Raw genomic sequence first — 16,434 nt, forward strand, 5'->3', positions numbered from 1 at the left:
CGCATATATAGGGATTTATAGTTGTAAGGTTTGATCAAGCTGACAACACAAGCGCAATGCACTAAACGCAGCCAAACTTGATGTTTTAGGGTTTTCGGCCAGTGGCAGACCCGTCATGCTAATCTCAAGCTTGCCAAACACGCCCTCAGCGGTTATATGATGAATATTGTGCTCAAGCGTTGGGTCAGCAATGAGCTCAACTTGCGTGTTATCAAGACCCACGCCCGCCAGCGCAATCGTCGCTGCAACGTTAGAATTGGCTGGAAACAAAGCGGCAGCTTCTCGCGCCGTTCCTGTAAAAAATACCGTCGCCTCTTGTAGCGTGTCATAATCAATAAGCTGGTCAGCGTGACTGCCACGCCAGCTGTCTGGCTGTTTTCGGCCTTGGTACACTACTTTATTCAGCCCTGCCAAACTGGCCGCGTTGATACCATCAACACCAGCGACAGCGCCTGCTAGGATATGAATTTTTACCCCATTTTTGATTGCGGTATCTGCCAGGGCAGCTGCGAACGCTTCATCGGTAAAGGCACCAACAGAAACGATGCCGAGCGGAATACATTTTTCTAATATTTTGAGCGCATGTTCCTTGAGTCCCGCTTGACCCGCCATTTCAATGGCCAAATCAGGCATGTTGTGCAAATCATCAACGCAAGTGATTACTTCGACAGCGTCGCCCACTTCTGCCTTGATATCATCTGCGCCCTCTGGGGTGGCAACTACCGTTGATAAAACGATATTTTTAGGCAGCATTTCATGTACCTTCCTTGCCATCGAGCCATAGCCTATAAACATCACGCTTTTCATGCCTTACTCCTGTTCATCTCTTTTATATTTCTTTGCTTAATCCACCAGAGACATCAATCACTGAGCCTGTAGTGTAAGAAGACAATGGTGACGCCAAAAACATCAAAGCGTAAGCGGCCTCTTCAGGTTTACCTAAGCGCCCCATAGGAATCTGTTTTTTGTTGGCAACGCCAGCTGTCCACCCTACCCAATCTTTGGTTTTATCAGAGCGCGCTTCAAAACGTCTACGCCACTGTCCAGACTCCACCAGACCAATCAATATTGAGTTGACTCTGATGTTCTCTTTGACCAATTCATTAGCGAGGTTTTTGCTGAGGTTCAATAGACCCGCTCTGGCAACCGAGGTGGCAACCATATGCGTCTCTGGCTTAAGACCTAAAAGTGAGTTCACATTGGTGATTGAGGCAATATCCGACTGTTTTAGATAAGGCAATGCCGCATGGATCATATTGACGACGCTAAAAACTTTAAGCTGCAACTCATCTATCCAGTCTTGTTCCTCGGTCGCAAAAAAATCAGCCACCTTACCTTGGCCTGCGTTATTGACGAGCATGTCAATGGCGCCAAACTTTTTGACCACCAAAGCGACGTAATTGGCCACTTGCTCTTTTTTTAGGACATCGCATTGATGAATAAACATCTGACTGGAATCGTAATCCTTACTCAGTAGGTCAAAGGTGGCTTGGAGTTTTTTATCGTCTCTGCCACACCAAGCCACACGCGCACCTTCTGCCAAAAACAGCTTGACCAACGCAAGCCCGATACCAGAGGAACCACCAGTGACGATGACTACTTTATTTCTTACTTGAAAACTCATAAATCATCACCTTGTATGATGGACAATAAAACTTGATTAAAACGCGCTGGCTGATCCAAATACGACAAATGACTGGCATCCTCAATCGCGTGCAGTGAAATATGTTGGTGCCGCTTTGCAATCTCAAACATAATCTTAGGCGGGGTAATACCATCCTCAGTGCCATAGATTAAATCGATAGGTTTGTCTATTTTTGCCAAATAATGATGGATGCTGTCATGCGCCAGTAATCGTGACGACTTTTCAAACCCTGTCAGCGTAATTTGCGTCATGATGCTTTCAAGTAAGGCAACATTGTCGTCATTGGCATGAAACAATAAGACACTACTACGGCGGCGCGCCATTTCTGCACCGCCGAGCTGTTTTAATAGTGCTGGACGCATCTTAGCGACTTCATCTTGCTTGACTTCTTCAAACTCACCGTAACCTTGCGCAGGATTGACCAGTATCAGACGATTAACGATCTCTGGATACTCCGCGGCAAAGCCTGCCGCGATGAGTGCGCCTAAAGAATGCCCAACAAGAGTGATATGCTTGATATTTCTTGCAACCAAAAGGCAGTGTAAACGCCGGCTGTAATCACGTGCCGTGGGCACCTGCTGTGTCATCTGTCCACTTTTTCCATACCCTGGCGCATTCCATGCCAGTGCTGGGCTCTTACCTGCAAAAAATGCCATTTGGTTCGTCCAAGACGCGCAACCTGAGCTAATACCATGCAAAAAGACCGTCGTCTCACTACCTTGCGTGTCGTTTTGAATAAACTCAATGTCACTGACTGAGTCATACTGTTTGTCAAAATGCGTCATACAGACTCCTTTCTGTGTACAATCACTGCCACCTTTTATATAGCCAGCGCGTGAGCTAAAAGACTTAACGCTTAATCTTCGATAGCGGATGATCTTCTGGATAAGTTGGAATGACAGGTTTTGGGTTGCCAATCATCACGCACATCAGTGCATCTTCTTGCGTATGATTGCGCAGCCCTCTGTACACATTGGGCGGAATCGAAATCAAATCTCTATAATTAAGAATTAAAGAGGTCTCTTCACCATTGTCTTCAACCGTCAACTCAATCGAGCCGCGCAGCATAAAAAAGACTTCTTCAGCATCGGTATGGACATGCGGCGGACCTTCGCAGCCTGCGGGCAACAGCATGGTTGAAAAGGTAAAGTTTTCAGCGGGCACCGTATTGTTGTCTCCTGACACCCCTGTTGCGCCTGTGCCCATATAGCGCATTTGGGCGCGGCGGTACTTGGGATCAAAGTCCGCTTGGAATTTTAGGGCGCTAAAGTCATATTCACGATTTTCAAATCTGGCCACACGGGTCGATATCCAATCTTTTAATGTGCTGCCTTCTGGTCTGTGCCACGTGCTGGTATTTTTGGTATTCATAACCGTACTCCTTGTTGTTTGGTTCACTATTTGCTAGATAACTTGCATAAACATGTTTTAAATAACTTTCTTTTATTCCTAGTACTTTTTCAGTAGTGGTAATAAAAAGAAAGATGAAACGATAGCCACCCCTGCCAAAAACATAATGCCGTAATCAATATTTCCGGTATAAACGACAATATAACCAATCAAAACTGGGGCTAAGGCGCTACCAAAGTTGCCAAAGCCGTTGAAAATACCGCCTGCTGTGGTTGCGACTTCTTTTGCTGTTGTATTGGCAAGCAGCGCAAAAATGGCAGAGACATTAAACCCCCATAAAAAAGCACTTGCCGACATAAAGATAAGTACATTGACTACGCTGTGTTGATAGATAAGCAAGAACATAGTAATGCCCGCACCAAACAATCCACCGAATACTTGTAGCGCACGTTTATTTGGAAATCTGTCTGAATTAAATGCCCCGACAACCTCACCAATCAGCATGGCTAAAAAGGGAATCATAGATAAAGTACCAAACTGTTTTAAATCAAAGCCTTTTGCTTCTATGAGATAAGTCGGTATCCAGCTGTTTAATCCCCAAAGATATGCTAATGTGCCCACATTAAAGAAAGTCACCAACCAAAAGGGCTTACTGCTTAGCAGTTTTGTGAAGTTTGTTTTATGGTCAACGCTCTTTCTATTCGCTTTCACATACGTGATACCCTTTAATCCAAAAAACACAAGGATGAATAGGAATATGGTGATAAACGACATGAAGTAAAACGTGGCTTCCCAATGATAGTTTTGTAAAATGAGCGCGGTAAGCGGAAACCCAAGTGCTGCGCCTAGTGGTGTACCGAGTAAAAATAAGGTAGAGGCGCGTGCCTGTTCTGATTCGGTATAATTTTGCTTTACAATGCTATAGCACAGCGCCAATAAAGGACCTTCAGCGATACCAAGTAAAACTCGATAAAATAGCAGCATATAAAAATTATTGGTTAAGCCCATAAGCAACATTAAAATGCCCCAACTGGCGATACCGCCGAGCAGTATTCTTTTGGGGCCAAAAATATCACCAACGAAACTTAAAAAGACAGAAGAAAGACCATAGGCCAATAAGAAAATACTCATCAACCAACCGAGTTTGGTTTTGTCCCCTGCAATACCAAAGTCAGATAAAAACGCAGGATCTGAAAACAAGACAGCAATACTGATTTTGTCAAAAAATGCTAATATTACAGTTATCATTAATACAATAGCAGGCAGCCAGTATTTAAACCCGCCCGGTCTGTTTCTTTGTACGCCTACAGCGTCCACATTGTCTATGGTTGTATCCATGTCTATCATCCTTGATAATCAACTTAAAATTTAATGACTTAATCCGTAACTACATAACACTCAAACTCTTTAGCATTTTCCTGTCCATAAAAAATAAAAATTGAATTTTATATGTTTATTTTTTACATAGACTATTTCGGCTTTATTTTCATCAGATTAAAAGACGTATCCGCCAGCACTTCTGAATCTAATGGTAGCGATGCCTTAATCCATCGTTTGGCTATTTTGACAACTTTGTTGTTATTAATTGCGACCAGATAGCGCAGTTTTTTTTCATCATCAAGATAAAAGAAACAATCATCACCCGACCCATCGGCTCGGATAACCCGCTGGCAAACGTCAATATCAACAGGGGTGCCTAATATTTGGATGTTTTTGTCATATTGATCCGACCACAGCCATGGTGTCTCTTTATAAGGTATGTTTTGATTCAGCATCGACTTGGCAGCAGTCACGCCTTGATGCTGCGCGTTTGACCAAGACTGGATACAAAACCCTAAGCTGGGATGGATAGCCACATCACCTGCGGCATAAATGTCAGGGTCATTGGTTTGACAGTACTCATCGACGATGATGCCATCTTGTGTTTCAAGGCCTGATAGCTCAGCCACTTCTTTGTTGATGTGCGCTCCTGTGCCCAAAAACACCACATCATGAGACATTGTCTCGCTGGCGCCCTCGTTGTCAGTGATATGCACCTTGACGGATGAGTGTGCATCATCTTGCGTCAGGTCAATGTTTTTACAGGACAATTTGATATGGACGCCATGCTGCTCATGTAGGTTAAAAAGATAGTCTGAAACCTCTTGGCTGACGCTTCTGGCACACAATCTGTCATTCATCTCATAGACAGTTACGTTGATGTTGCGTTTGGATAAGGATGCGGCGACTTCTAAACCAATCCAGCCCCCACCAATGATGCCCACATTCTTTGCGTGCTTAATTTTGTCTTGAATATGCAGACTGTCTTCAATGTTACGTAGGCTTACCACGCTGTCATAAGACGACCATCGCTCAACAGGAATTTTTGCCTTGCTGCCAGTGGCAATCAGTAGCTTGTCGTAAGCAATGTTTTGATGGTCATTGGTCTGCACCTGTTTGTTTTGACGATCAATGTGCGTCACAGTGACAGGTTTTAATAGCGTAATATCAAGTGCATCGACCACGTCATCTTTAAATATTTTTAAAGAGTCGTGCGTGGCTTCACCCAACAGCACTTGCTTAGATAAAGGAGGCCGCTCATAAAAGGCATAGTCTTCGTTCCCTATGATTATCAGGCTGCCTGTATAGCCTTCTTCTCTTAGGGTTTTTGCTGTCCATATTGCAGCTTGACCTGCACCGACGATGACAATCTTATTCATGCTAAACCTCCTGTTTGCTGTTCACGCTTTGTACCGATGACGGTAGTGCTTTACATGTTATTGATTTGCCGTCTGGTGGCGTCATCGATACCGCCTTCTACGGCCCACTCTGTAAATAAATCTAAAGAGTAGTCATAGTGGCGCGCTTGCCATTCGGGTGTGAGATAGTCGTCATTGGTGTAATATTCAAAAGCACCGCCAAACGGAGAATGTACATACCAAAAGTAAGCAGAAGAAACAGGATGTCTGCCAGGACCAATAAACGAATCCCATTTTTTTCGGTTCATGTGTAGACCGCCACCGATGACTTCATGAATGTCTCGCACAATAAAGGCCACGTGATTTAACCCCGGCGTTTCTTTATGCGGCAGCTTTAACAAAAACAGATTGTGGTGCCAACCTTCGCCCGCGCAGCGCATAAAGGCGCCTCTGTTGTTGTAAGCGTCTGATAAATAAAAGCCCAGCTTGTCTTCATAAAAAGTTTGCGCGGCAGCAAGATTTGGACTAAAGAGCACGACGTGCCCTACACCAAGTGGCGAGGCTTTTTCATAGACTGGGCTGGCTTCATTGACTCGATTGATAGCGCCATATTGGTTGATGCCTGCGCTTGCCTTGTCAAGATTGGTTTGCAGCACATACACCTCAAAAGAGAGTGTCAATCTATTAGGGTCGCGGCAATACAAAGTCTCTGGCGTTACGTGATAGCCATCGACATCTTTTAAACGCTCTTTTAAGGTATCGAAACTCGCTTGATTATCGACGGCCCAAGTGATTTCTCTGAGCGTCGAGCCGTCTTCAAATGCAGGCGGCAGTCTGTCATCGTCTTTGTCATAGACATAAATTGTGCTGCCATTGTCCATAGAAAATTTTGTCGTGCCGTCGATATCGGTACTGACTTCTTCTAAGCCAAAATCAGTAGCAAACTTTTGACACTGAGCTCGGTCTTCAACGCCGAACTTTAAGGTTTTAATTCCGTTTATCATGTGAGCTCCTTAATGAGAGTGCTTTGGTCAGTGGCGATGGCGCATACGCCTCAGTTGAATACAAAGCCACCATTTACTGGAATATTTTGACCCGTGACAAAAGAGGCAAGGTCAGACAGCAAGTAGATTGCAGTACCATCAATGTCTTCAGGGTATTGTTTTCTGTTTAGCGCTCGACCATTGACGTAGTGGTCATGGCGCTGCTGCGGAACATAAGCGGTGGCCTCAACGATAGTGAGTCCAGGCGCGATACAATTGACACAAATATTGTCTTCACCCAGCTCACGCGCCATAGAGCGCGTCATGGCAATGATGGCGCCTTTGCTTGCGGTATATGCCATAAGATTCGGTGCGCCCCAAAGCGCGGTGTCTGAGGCAATATTGACAATCTTTCCTGCTTTGGCTGCTTTTAGATACGGGGTCAGTGCTTTACTCAAGAGCCAAGTGCCTTTGACATTGATTTGCATCACGCGATCCCACAGATTTTCGTCATAGTCCATCATGTTTTTACCGCCAACGCCTGTTGCCAGCGCGCCGCAGTTTATCAGGCCATCAATCTGCGCATTTTGAGCAACCACGCTATCTACGGTGGCTTGAATACTGGAGGCGCTTGCCAAATCGATATGCCACGCGCTGGTCTTTAGTCCCTGTGCTTTTAGTTGCGCAGCTTGTTTGGTGACCTCATCTTCTAAAACATCCAACATCACCACTTCTGCGCCTTCTTTAGCGCAGGCAACGGCAAACGATAATCCCAAACCGCGTGCGGCACCTGATACCACAATTCTTTTATCACTTAATAGCTGGCTCATTGGTACTCAAACTCCCTTTTGATTCATCTGCCCCGCTCTATAGAAAAACTATTAAGCGCCGGCTTGCTCTTCTTTTGCTGCCTTTTGATCTTGCAGCTGGCTAAATTGCTTTTTGCCTTCTTTTTGAAATATTCTTCTTAAACGCGCCAGCCCGACATCATGCTGATATAAAAATTCATGAGCCTGTGCATTCGGTGCTAGATTTTCCAAAATGATTCTGTCTTGCTCCAAGACATCCCAGTGCAATTTTTCAAGATGCGTGCGGTACATAAAGCGCCATGTATCACGCTGCCAGCCTTGTACTTCGCGGCAACGCCAAAAGAAAACGCGGGTATGATGCTCATCAATGGGTGTGGCAAAACCCACAATCCAAAACACACCGCCTGGGCCAAACGATTTTTTGTAAGGAATGGACAGTCGCAACCAAGGACTTCCTGTATCGCCATACTCTACCCAGTCAAAATTCACACCTTTTTGACCTGTTTTTTCAAACACAAAACCATTCTCAGTACGATTAAAGGCCATGTCCGACTGCTTATCGCCCTCTGACATCGAATGAGATGTGGCATGCAAAAAGGTGCCGTGCATGGGGTCCATGACATTATCAACGGCATATTGATAATTGACTTTCCAATCCGCCATGCACAAAAAGCTGCTCCAATCTTCACTGGCAAGCTGTTCAGGCAATACCAAAGGCGTTGGTTCCTGTCCATCTTCTAAACCAAACCAAACAAAGATAGCGCCATTTTTTTCTTGAACAGGGTAACTGCGGACACAAGATTGACCTTCTAATGGACAGTTATTAACAGCAGGCACATCTACGACCGTACCTGTTTGGTCCACTTCCACGCCGTGATACCAGCAAGCCACCTTATTACCTAGGTTCCAGCCCAATGACAGTCGAGCGCCGCGATGCGGACAGCGGTCTTCTAATGCGTGTACCTCACCTTGGTCGTCTCGCCACAACACCAGATTCTCGCCCAAACGGGTAATACCGACTGGATTGGCCGCTATCTCCCAAGAAGACAGCACGGGATGCCAGCGATTTCTAAGTCCTAATGACAAATATTCTTCCAATGATTGAAACGGTCTCATCGTCTTGTACTCCCTACTTGATGATTATTAGTGACCCAGCCGTGCCATTTCTTGTTCAAATGACGCTGTGGTAAATGCGGTTCCATCGCTATGCAGCATGCCTTGCGCATTGAGCGCACTGACGACCGCTTCTAAAGTTTCAGCCCCTGATGAAAACGCTTCGATTAGATGGTTTGCCAAAGACACTTCGTAGTCGGTCGGCTGATGATCGCGGGTCTGCCATACGATTAACGTGGGCTTATCTGGCATTTGAATGTTGTTGATACCCGCATCCTTGCTGGGACTGTGTTGCTTCCAACGGATTAAACCTTCGTTGTAGTGCTGCATCGTCTTTCTCCTGAGTGATTGTCCTACCTAGACGTGAATTACGCTTTATCCTGAAGATAAATTTTGTCTGCTTCGATTTTTAAGGCATACGTGCATAAGTTTCTATCGGCAGGACCACTTAACAACTTACCGCTTTTGATATCAAAAATAGCCTCATGTAGCGGGCACTCTACCGTCTCATCTTCAATAAAACCGTCAGTCAATAGGGCATAAGCATGCGGACATACGTTTTCTACAGCAAAGTAAGCGTCTTCGATTTGAAACACCCCAATCTTTTTGCCATTGACTTCTACAGATTTTGGCTCATCTTCGTTGACATCGGATAAATCGCATATGGGTAACCAGTCCATGTAAACCGTCCTTAGTTTTATATATGAAACAATGTTTGATGTGTAAAACTTAATATAGCTTACCCTTTCTGCGCTTGTCAACAGCAGATTTTGTGGCTAAAAAAGAAAGCGGCTCTAAAAAACCTTGTATATTCAATAATTTAAATAATGTCTAAAATATATTTTATAAAAATATGCAAAATTATAGAGCCATCATTCAACGGTATGGATATGCAAGCGAGGTATGTTGGTGTCATTAAAATGGCAGATAAGCAGATGAAGTTGAGCAATACAAAGATGCGACTGTGCGTCATTATGATAGAATACGGCCAATTAAATTTTTGAGATTATAAGAATGACCAAAACATTGTCTGATGAAAAATACATAGTAAACAGCTTGCGTAATGGCATTTTGCTGATGGAGCTTTTTAATAAAGATGATATTAATGAGATGTCATTATCAGAGATTGCAGCACAGCTAAGGATAAACAAATCCAGCGCTTATAGATTATTGTTTACTCTAGAACAGATGGGTTATATCAAAAAAGACCACAACAAAAACTATATGTTAGATCTTAAAGTGGTAGATTTATCGCACTCGTATTTAAAGTCCATTTCTTTTAAACAAGAAGCTTATGCTGTCATGGAGCAGTTGCGAGACGATACAGGAACAGCGATACACTTGTTTACTCTAGATGGTACAGAAATTGTCAACTTACAAAATATTCAGCCGCTAGGCAGCTTTACCTCGAACATTTTGCCTGGTTTAAGATGGCCAGCGTACGCTACCGTTATTGGACAAATGCTGTTAAGTGACTTATCAGATGAAGAAGTCAAAAGCAGATTCGAGCACTTTTCTACATGGGAATCTTATTCTGATGCGACGCCGACCAACCTTGATTCCCTATTACAAGCTGTCCAGCGTGCTCGGGGTAAAAAACACCTAACAAGCTGGCAAAAGTTTAATAACGACATGGTTGCCTGTACCGCACCTATCAAGGATCTTTCTTCTAATAAAATGGTTTATGCATTGTCTTTGAGTTTCCCAGCACATGCGTTTACTCCAGAGCATTTTGAGCAGCACATCGTACCTGCTATCGTTGAGGCAGCGGACAATCTGAGCAGAATTTATAAACCTAATAGCAATTGGTAAGGGTTATAAAAAATAAAAGTTCGTAAAAAACTCAAAGCAGATTTGCGTTACCTGATTATTTTGTATAAAAAAAGCGGCCGTTACTCAGCCGCTTTTTTCTTCTAAGATGCCTGATGATAAAATCAAGCTGACTCTTCCGCCACTTGCGCACGCTTGGTTGCCGCTTTATTACTGGCGTAAATAAAGTACAGCGCGATTGCCAAACACGCAATAGCAATCAGGCGGCTGCTCGATAGCGGTATCATCTCATTACCAAACCAGCCAAAGTTATCAATCAGCACACTCATCGCCAGCTGACCAAAGATAACTGCCACAGTCGCCACCGCCGTACCGATACGTTGCACCGCCACCACCATAATAATAATGTATGGCACGCCGCAAAATGCGCCTAGCAGTTGCCACTTTGGCACATCAAGCAAGGTGATACTGTGGCGCGGCTCAAAGAACAAAATTAATAAAGCCGTAATCAATGCCCCGACCGAAAAGGTCAAAAATGCACTTTTAAACACGCCGACATTGTTACCAAGCCGACCATTAAGCGCCGCTTGTATACTGAGTGCTGCACCGCCGACCATCGCGAGTATAATCATAAAAATCAATGTCATCGTCATTACCCCTGTGCCATAAATATCAATGCAATAATCATGAAGATCAACGCAATGACGCGTCTGCTATCAATCTTGCGCGTCTGCGTGGCGAACCAGCCATAATGGTCGATGACCAAACTCTGTATGATTTGCCCTGCCAAAATGCCAATCATGGTCAGTGCAATGCCGATGACGGGCGTGACGACGGTCAACGTCACTACATATACAGGACCCAAGATGCCACCGATTAACAAGAGCGGCGGCTGGGAGAAAAACGAGGGACTGCTCCGCGGACTAAAAAACAACATGAGTAAAAAGGTCAATGCCGCACCCACCCCGAAAATACTGAGCGTGGCCCACAGCTCGCCGACCTGTGCGCCCAGTGGTCCAAGTAAGCCTGCCTCTACAGACAGGCCCATACCGCCAATAACGACGATAAGTATCAATACAATCTGCATAACGCTGCCTTTAATAGATTACTAATAATGGAAATGGAGGCAGTCTAACGCAGCATATTGTTTTAAAAAACGTTATAATCCAAAAATCAGTTTTGCAAAATTGGCATAGATGAAACAGACACCCACTATCAGCATCAGCACACTCGCCTTGTTTATTGACGTTTTTGACGCGCAAAGTTTTTCTGTGGTGGCGCGCAAAGAAGGCGTATCCGCGTCTAAAGTGTCACGCCTTATTAAGCAGCTAGAGGACACACTTGGGCAGCAGTTGTTTTATCGCAATACGCGGGCGGTGATGCCGACAGAGGCTGGGCGGGTGTTTATGGATTATGCGCGTAGCATCACTGAGCAGATGGACAGTGCGCAAAAGGCGCTGCAAGCGCGTACACAAACGCCGACGGGACTACTGCGGATTAATGCGCCTGTGTTTTTTGGGCAACGGCATATTGCGCCATGGCTGCCTGAATTTTGTAACCGCTACCCAGCGCTTGAGATTGATTTGACCTTAACCGATGATTTTGTTGATCCCCATCACTATGCGACCGATATAATTTTTCGGATAGGCAGACTGCACGACTCAGGCTTACACGCCCGCGTATTTGCAGAGCAGACCTATCATCTCGCCGCCGCGCCCGATTATGTGGCGCGTTACGGCGACATAGATAACCTGCAAGCGCTGGCTCAGCACCACTGCCTACTGTATAAAGGCAGCTCAGGGCCTAACCGCTGGTTATTTAAAACCGACGAGCATTCATGGCAGTCTTATACCGTCCCTGCTCGGATGATATCGAACAATGCAGAATCGCTATTAACGGCGGCGCTCCAAGGTATGGGGGTTGTTTTGTTCCCCGATTGGCTGCTCGGTGATTATTTAAAAAGTGGCGCGCTTATTAAACTGCTACCGCAGTATCAGGCGACGGTAAATACCGACTCGCAACAGATAGCAGCGATTTATCCCAACACCCGTCATTTATCATTGAATGTGCGTGTCTTGATTGACTACTTTTCCAAGGTCTATGGCAGCCCGCCTTATTGGCAGTACCACTAGCGATTACTGTAATGCGTTTATAAACTCAATAGCAGATGTCTATTCCGGCCATCAACACGCCAGCAACCAAAACCTCTCATTACAATAACAAACTATCGTTGACATTATATCCACCCGCTATATATAGTCGTGAGTGGTTGATAGGTTTTTCGCTTATCAACCTCATTTTTGCCGACTTTTTTGTGCGTTAGTGATTCACTAGTAATAAGTAACGCCTCAATAGTCAGGTATCTTCGATTGTTGCACACGGATTTTTGCAACATGACCTAAAACCAAGGAGAGGTGTGTTATGACGGCGCAAACATTAGAGACGCAATCGGCTGCCCAGCAGCAAGCGAGCGACTGGCTACAAAACTTCGAACAAGCACTCAAAGACAAAGATATCGACAAAGCGGCAGACTGTTTTGAAAAAGACGGTTACTGGCGCGACTTGATTGCCTTTACGTGGAATATTAAGACGTTAGAGGGTCAAGAGGATATCAAAGACATGCTCACGCATACGCTGGAGACTGCCGAGCCGCATCACTGGGAGGTGGACGATGCAGTCGAAAATGGCGGCGTGATTGAGGCATGGATTCGCTTTCAGACCAAAGTCGCCAAAGGGTTTGGACATTTGCGGTTGCGCGATGGCAAGGCATGGACGCTGCTGACGACCATGACAGAGCTCAAAGACTATCCTGAAAAACGCAACAAACTGCGCGCAAAAGGTGCAGAGCACGGCGTCAATCCTGATCGCGAAACGTGGAAAGAAAAACGCGAAAATGAAGCGGAAACCCTTGGCTACAGTGAGCAGCCTTATTGCCTGGTGATTGGTGGTGGTCAAGGCGGCATCGGTCTTGGGGCGCGCTTACGTCAATTAGAAGTGCCGACCATCGTCATTGACAAACAGCCAAGACCTGGCGACACGTGGCGCAACCGCTATAAATCCTTATGTCTGCATGACCCTGTGTGGTATGACCATCTGCCCTATTTGCCCTTTCCTGAGAACTGGCCTGTCTTCACACCCAAAGACAAAATCGGCGATTGGCTTGAGATGTATACCAAAATTATGGAAATCAACTATTGGGGCTCGACTGAGTGCTTGAGCGCCGAGTTTGACGAAGAGGCGCAGCAATGGAATGTCGAAGTCGATAGAGATGGCGAGCGCCTGACCTTGCATCCTAAGCAGTTGGTCTTGGCCACGGGTATGTCGGGATTGCCCAACATTCCCAAGATTAAGGGCATGGAAGACTTTGAGGGTGAGCAGCACCATTCTAGCCAGCATCCAGGTGGCGAAGCGTTTCGCGGTAAAAAATGTGTGGTGCTTGGCGCAAACAATTCGGCACACGATATCTGCGCGGCATTATGGGAAAATGGCGCAGACGTGACTATGATTCAGCGCTCATCGACGCATATTATTAAGTCGGATACCTTAATGAAAGAGGTCTTGGGCGGGCTGTATTCAGAAGAAGCGATTGAGAACGGCATGACCACCTACAAGGCGGATTTAACCTTTGCCTCGATTCCTTTTAAAATCATGCCGCAGTTTCATGAGCCTGTATACCGTAAGGTTGCCGAGTTGGATGCCGATTTTTATCAGCGCCTAGAAGACGCAGGCTTTATGCTTGACTTTGGTGATGATTACACGGGTTTATTCATGAAATATCTGCGCCGCGGCTCAGGCTACTATATTGATGTGGGTGCCTCCGAGCTGGTCGCCGATGGCAAAATCAAATTAAAATCAGGCGTCAGTATCGACCATATCAAGCCGCATTCGGTGGTCTTGACCGATGGCACGGAGCTGGAAGCCGACTTAATCGTTTATGCTACAGGCTTTGGCTCCATGAATGGCTGGGCGGCCAAAATCATCTCTCAAGAGGTCGCGGATAAGGTCGGTAAATGCTGGGGCATGGGCTCGGAGACCAAAAAAGACCCCGGTCCATGGGAAGGCGAGCTTAGAAACATGTGGAAGCCCACGCAGCAGGAGGCGCTATGGTTCCATGGCGGTAACTTGCATCAGTCGCGGCACTACTCGCAGTATCTGTCCTTGCAATTAAAGGCGCGTATGGAGGGTTTGGACACGCCTGTATATGGACTGCAAGAAGTGCATCATTTGACGTAGGGTTTTAGGGCGTGTCTTCAATTCAAAAATGGTGATAAAAATGAAGACACGCCCTAGCTTCATTATTAATATAAAAATTTTTGATGGCGGTACTGATGCCATGAGTACCGCTATTTTTATGTACTGCCTAACGTTGTTTACAGGCACAGCTTAGTATTTGTTAACAACATCTTTTTTTTACTCTATTCCTTTTTATAGTTACACCTCATTTCCCATAAAAACAACCACTTAATAACAACCATTAGCGGATAAGGCAAGCTTGTGCTTTAATAGCCACTTTTTTTGGGCTGTGGAGCATGGGCGATGGCAACATCAGATAAGCAAAATGCCAAATATTTTCAGGTTTGGCGCTGGCACTTTTATGCAGGAATGTTCGTTGCGCCGTTTTTGATTGTCTTAAGCCTGACAGGGCTTGGCATGCTGCTGACTGCCAACACCACAGGGCGCGACTTGGACAGAATGGCGATTGACGCGCCAACGGATACCGCACAAACCGAGCCTGTCTCTGTGCAGGCAAAAGCCGCCCTGCAAGCACTGCCTGACAGCACACTCATTCAATATATCGCGCCGCGAGATGATAAGACAGTGGCGCTGTTTCGTGTGCAGAATACCGATGTCAGCTACATGGTGGCGGTCAATCCCTATGATGCAAGCGTGGTCAAATCCTTTGCCGCAGACAGCAATCTGTATCATACTTTTGATGATATTCATGGGGATTTGCTGCTCGGAACGGTGGGCGATTATATTCAAGAGACCACGGCAGCGTTGACGATTTTGCTGATTTTAAGCGGTCTGTATCTATGGTGGCAAAAGCGCCGTTCGGTAGCGCGCATGCTGGTGCCCACTGCCCCGCAGCCAAGCATCAAACGGCACAAATTGCGCCTGATACACGCGACGCTCGGCAGTTGGGTGTCTGTAGTGCTGCTGTTTTTTTGCGTCTCTGGTATGGCGTGGGCAGGCATTTGGGGCGGTAAAGTGGTGCAGTCGTGGAGTCAGTTCCCTGCGGGAAAATGGGGTGTCGCGCCGATGCCAATGTCAATCGACCCCAACGCGCATGATATGCACGATATGGATATGAGCGCCGCCGCGCCACACGTTCATGGCGCAGGTGCGGCACCGATGCCAGCGCCAACGCACGGCGAAGCACTCAATCATGGCAGCTCAAAAGATGTGCCATGGGTGCTAGAGCTGACGCCGATGCCGCAATCAGGTACAACGATGGGCACAGACGGTATCAAAGCAGATGTGCCGATTGTACTGGATACGGTCGATAAGTTCGCGCGCGAAAGCGGCTTTGTCGGGCGTTATCAACTCAGCCTCCCGCAAGGGGCAACTGGCGTTTGGAGCATGAGCCAAGACTCCATGAGCCACGATATCAAGAACCCTTTTGCTGACCGTACCCTGCACCTTGACCGCTACTCAGGTAAAGTGCTCGCAGACATTCGCTTTGCCGACTACAATGCTTTTGGTAAATTTATGGCGGCAGGTATCGCCCTGCATATGGGGACGCTCGGCTGGTGGAGCGTGCTCGCGAACGTGCTTTTTTGCTTAGCAGTTATTGCCATGTCGGTGCTCGGCTATGTGATGTGGTGGCAGCGCCGTCCAAGCGCGGCAGCAGGCACACTGGCTGCGCCTGCCTCCCATCAGCCCCTAGCCATAAGCAAGCCCTTACTTGCTGTATTATTAATCGTGGCGTGTATTTTTCCGACCGCCATCATTGCGATTGTGGTGATGACACTGCTGGATGTTATTCTGATATCGCGTGTGCCCTCGCTCAAGCGTTTATTAAAATAAGCACTGAAAAATGTTAGGGCGTGTCCCTAATTTAAATAATAAAAAAACGCGGACAGTCA

General features: G+C 46.1%; 17 protein-coding genes. 4 read left to right on the forward strand and 13 right to left on the reverse strand.

The window, feature by feature from the left end; all coding sequences use genetic code 11:
• Positions 1-15 precede the first annotated feature (15 nt).
• From JIE71_RS02955 to JIE71_RS03005, 11 genes are all read right to left on the reverse strand, one after another.
• Positions 16-807 (reverse strand): aspartate dehydrogenase, encoded by a 792-nt coding sequence (locus tag JIE71_RS02955; RefSeq protein WP_199507239.1) that lies wholly within the window; start codon positions 805-807, stop codon positions 16-18.
• Between the two features lie 22 nt (positions 808-829).
• Positions 830-1,624, reverse strand: a complete 795-nt coding sequence (locus tag JIE71_RS02960) for an SDR family oxidoreductase (protein WP_199507240.1) — start codon at positions 1,622-1,624, stop codon at positions 830-832.
• Entirely contained in the window at positions 1,621-2,430 is an 810-nt protein-coding gene (locus JIE71_RS02965) for an alpha/beta fold hydrolase (protein WP_199507241.1), read from the reverse strand. The genes JIE71_RS02960 and JIE71_RS02965 overlap by 4 nt, the downstream gene beginning before the upstream one ends.
• Positions 2,431-2,494: 64 nt before the next feature.
• A complete protein-coding gene (locus JIE71_RS02970) occupies positions 2,495-3,016 on the reverse strand; it encodes a cupin domain-containing protein (RefSeq protein ID WP_199507242.1) in 522 nt (173 codons plus the stop codon).
• Positions 3,017-3,094: 78 nt separating this feature from the next.
• Positions 3,095-4,333 (reverse strand): MFS transporter, encoded by a 1,239-nt coding sequence (locus JIE71_RS02975; protein WP_199507243.1) that lies wholly within the window; start codon positions 4,331-4,333, stop codon positions 3,095-3,097.
• Positions 4,334-4,464: 131 nt separating this feature from the next.
• Positions 4,465-5,694: an NAD(P)/FAD-dependent oxidoreductase gene (locus JIE71_RS02980; protein WP_199507244.1), complete on the reverse strand. Its 1,230-nt coding sequence runs from the start codon at positions 5,692-5,694 to the stop codon at positions 4,465-4,467.
• A gap of 50 nt (positions 5,695-5,744) precedes the next feature.
• Entirely contained in the window at positions 5,745-6,677 is a 933-nt protein-coding gene (locus JIE71_RS02985) for a VOC family protein (protein WP_199507245.1), read from the reverse strand.
• A gap of 50 nt (positions 6,678-6,727) precedes the next feature.
• On the reverse strand, positions 6,728-7,486 hold the full coding sequence (locus JIE71_RS02990; RefSeq protein WP_199507246.1) for an SDR family oxidoreductase: 759 nt from the start codon (positions 7,484-7,486) through the stop codon (positions 6,728-6,730).
• A 51-nt stretch (positions 7,487-7,537) separates the two neighbouring features.
• The gene (locus JIE71_RS02995) at positions 7,538-8,581 is read right to left on the reverse strand and encodes an aromatic ring-hydroxylating oxygenase subunit alpha (RefSeq protein WP_199507247.1); all 1,044 of its coding nucleotides are present in this window, start codon (positions 8,579-8,581) and stop codon (positions 7,538-7,540) included.
• A 27-nt stretch (positions 8,582-8,608) separates the two neighbouring features.
• Positions 8,609-8,908 (reverse strand): recombinase-like helix-turn-helix domain-containing protein, encoded by a 300-nt coding sequence (locus JIE71_RS03000; protein ID WP_199507248.1) that lies wholly within the window; start codon positions 8,906-8,908, stop codon positions 8,609-8,611.
• Between the two features lie 38 nt (positions 8,909-8,946).
• Positions 8,947-9,258, reverse strand: a complete 312-nt coding sequence (locus tag JIE71_RS03005) for a non-heme iron oxygenase ferredoxin subunit (protein WP_199507249.1) — start codon at positions 9,256-9,258, stop codon at positions 8,947-8,949.
• A gap of 334 nt (positions 9,259-9,592) precedes the next feature.
• Between JIE71_RS03005 and JIE71_RS03010 the strand changes: the two genes are divergently transcribed.
• Complete coding sequence (locus tag JIE71_RS03010) at positions 9,593-10,390, forward strand: IclR family transcriptional regulator (protein WP_199507250.1); 798 nt, start codon at positions 9,593-9,595, stop codon at positions 10,388-10,390.
• Positions 10,391-10,512: 122 nt separating this feature from the next.
• On the opposite strand, the gene JIE71_RS03015 is transcribed toward JIE71_RS03010, so the two are convergent.
• Together JIE71_RS03015 and JIE71_RS03020 are read right to left on the reverse strand one after the other, a co-directional pair.
• Positions 10,513-10,995, reverse strand: a complete 483-nt coding sequence (locus tag JIE71_RS03015; RefSeq protein ID WP_199507251.1) for a DMT family transporter — start codon at positions 10,993-10,995, stop codon at positions 10,513-10,515.
• A 5-nt stretch (positions 10,996-11,000) separates the two neighbouring features.
• Positions 11,001-11,435, reverse strand: a complete 435-nt coding sequence (locus tag JIE71_RS03020) for a DMT family transporter (protein WP_199507252.1) — start codon at positions 11,433-11,435, stop codon at positions 11,001-11,003.
• A gap of 109 nt (positions 11,436-11,544) precedes the next feature.
• Here JIE71_RS03020 and JIE71_RS03025 point away from each other — a divergent pair, with 109 nt between their 5' ends.
• From JIE71_RS03025 to JIE71_RS03035, 3 genes are all read left to right on the forward strand, one after another.
• Complete coding sequence (locus JIE71_RS03025) at positions 11,545-12,480, forward strand: LysR family transcriptional regulator (RefSeq protein WP_199507253.1); 936 nt, start codon at positions 11,545-11,547, stop codon at positions 12,478-12,480.
• Positions 12,481-12,769: 289 nt separating this feature from the next.
• On the forward strand, positions 12,770-14,581 hold the full coding sequence (locus tag JIE71_RS03030) for an NAD(P)/FAD-dependent oxidoreductase (protein ID WP_199507254.1): 1,812 nt from the start codon (positions 12,770-12,772) through the stop codon (positions 14,579-14,581).
• A gap of 303 nt (positions 14,582-14,884) precedes the next feature.
• A complete protein-coding gene (locus JIE71_RS03035; RefSeq protein WP_199507255.1) occupies positions 14,885-16,375 on the forward strand; it encodes a PepSY-associated TM helix domain-containing protein in 1,491 nt (496 codons plus the stop codon).
• Positions 16,376-16,434 lie beyond the last annotated feature (59 nt).

The organism is Psychrobacter sp. bablab_jr014 (genome assembly GCF_016464015.1).
Lineage (GTDB): Bacteria > Pseudomonadota > Gammaproteobacteria > Pseudomonadales > Moraxellaceae > Psychrobacter.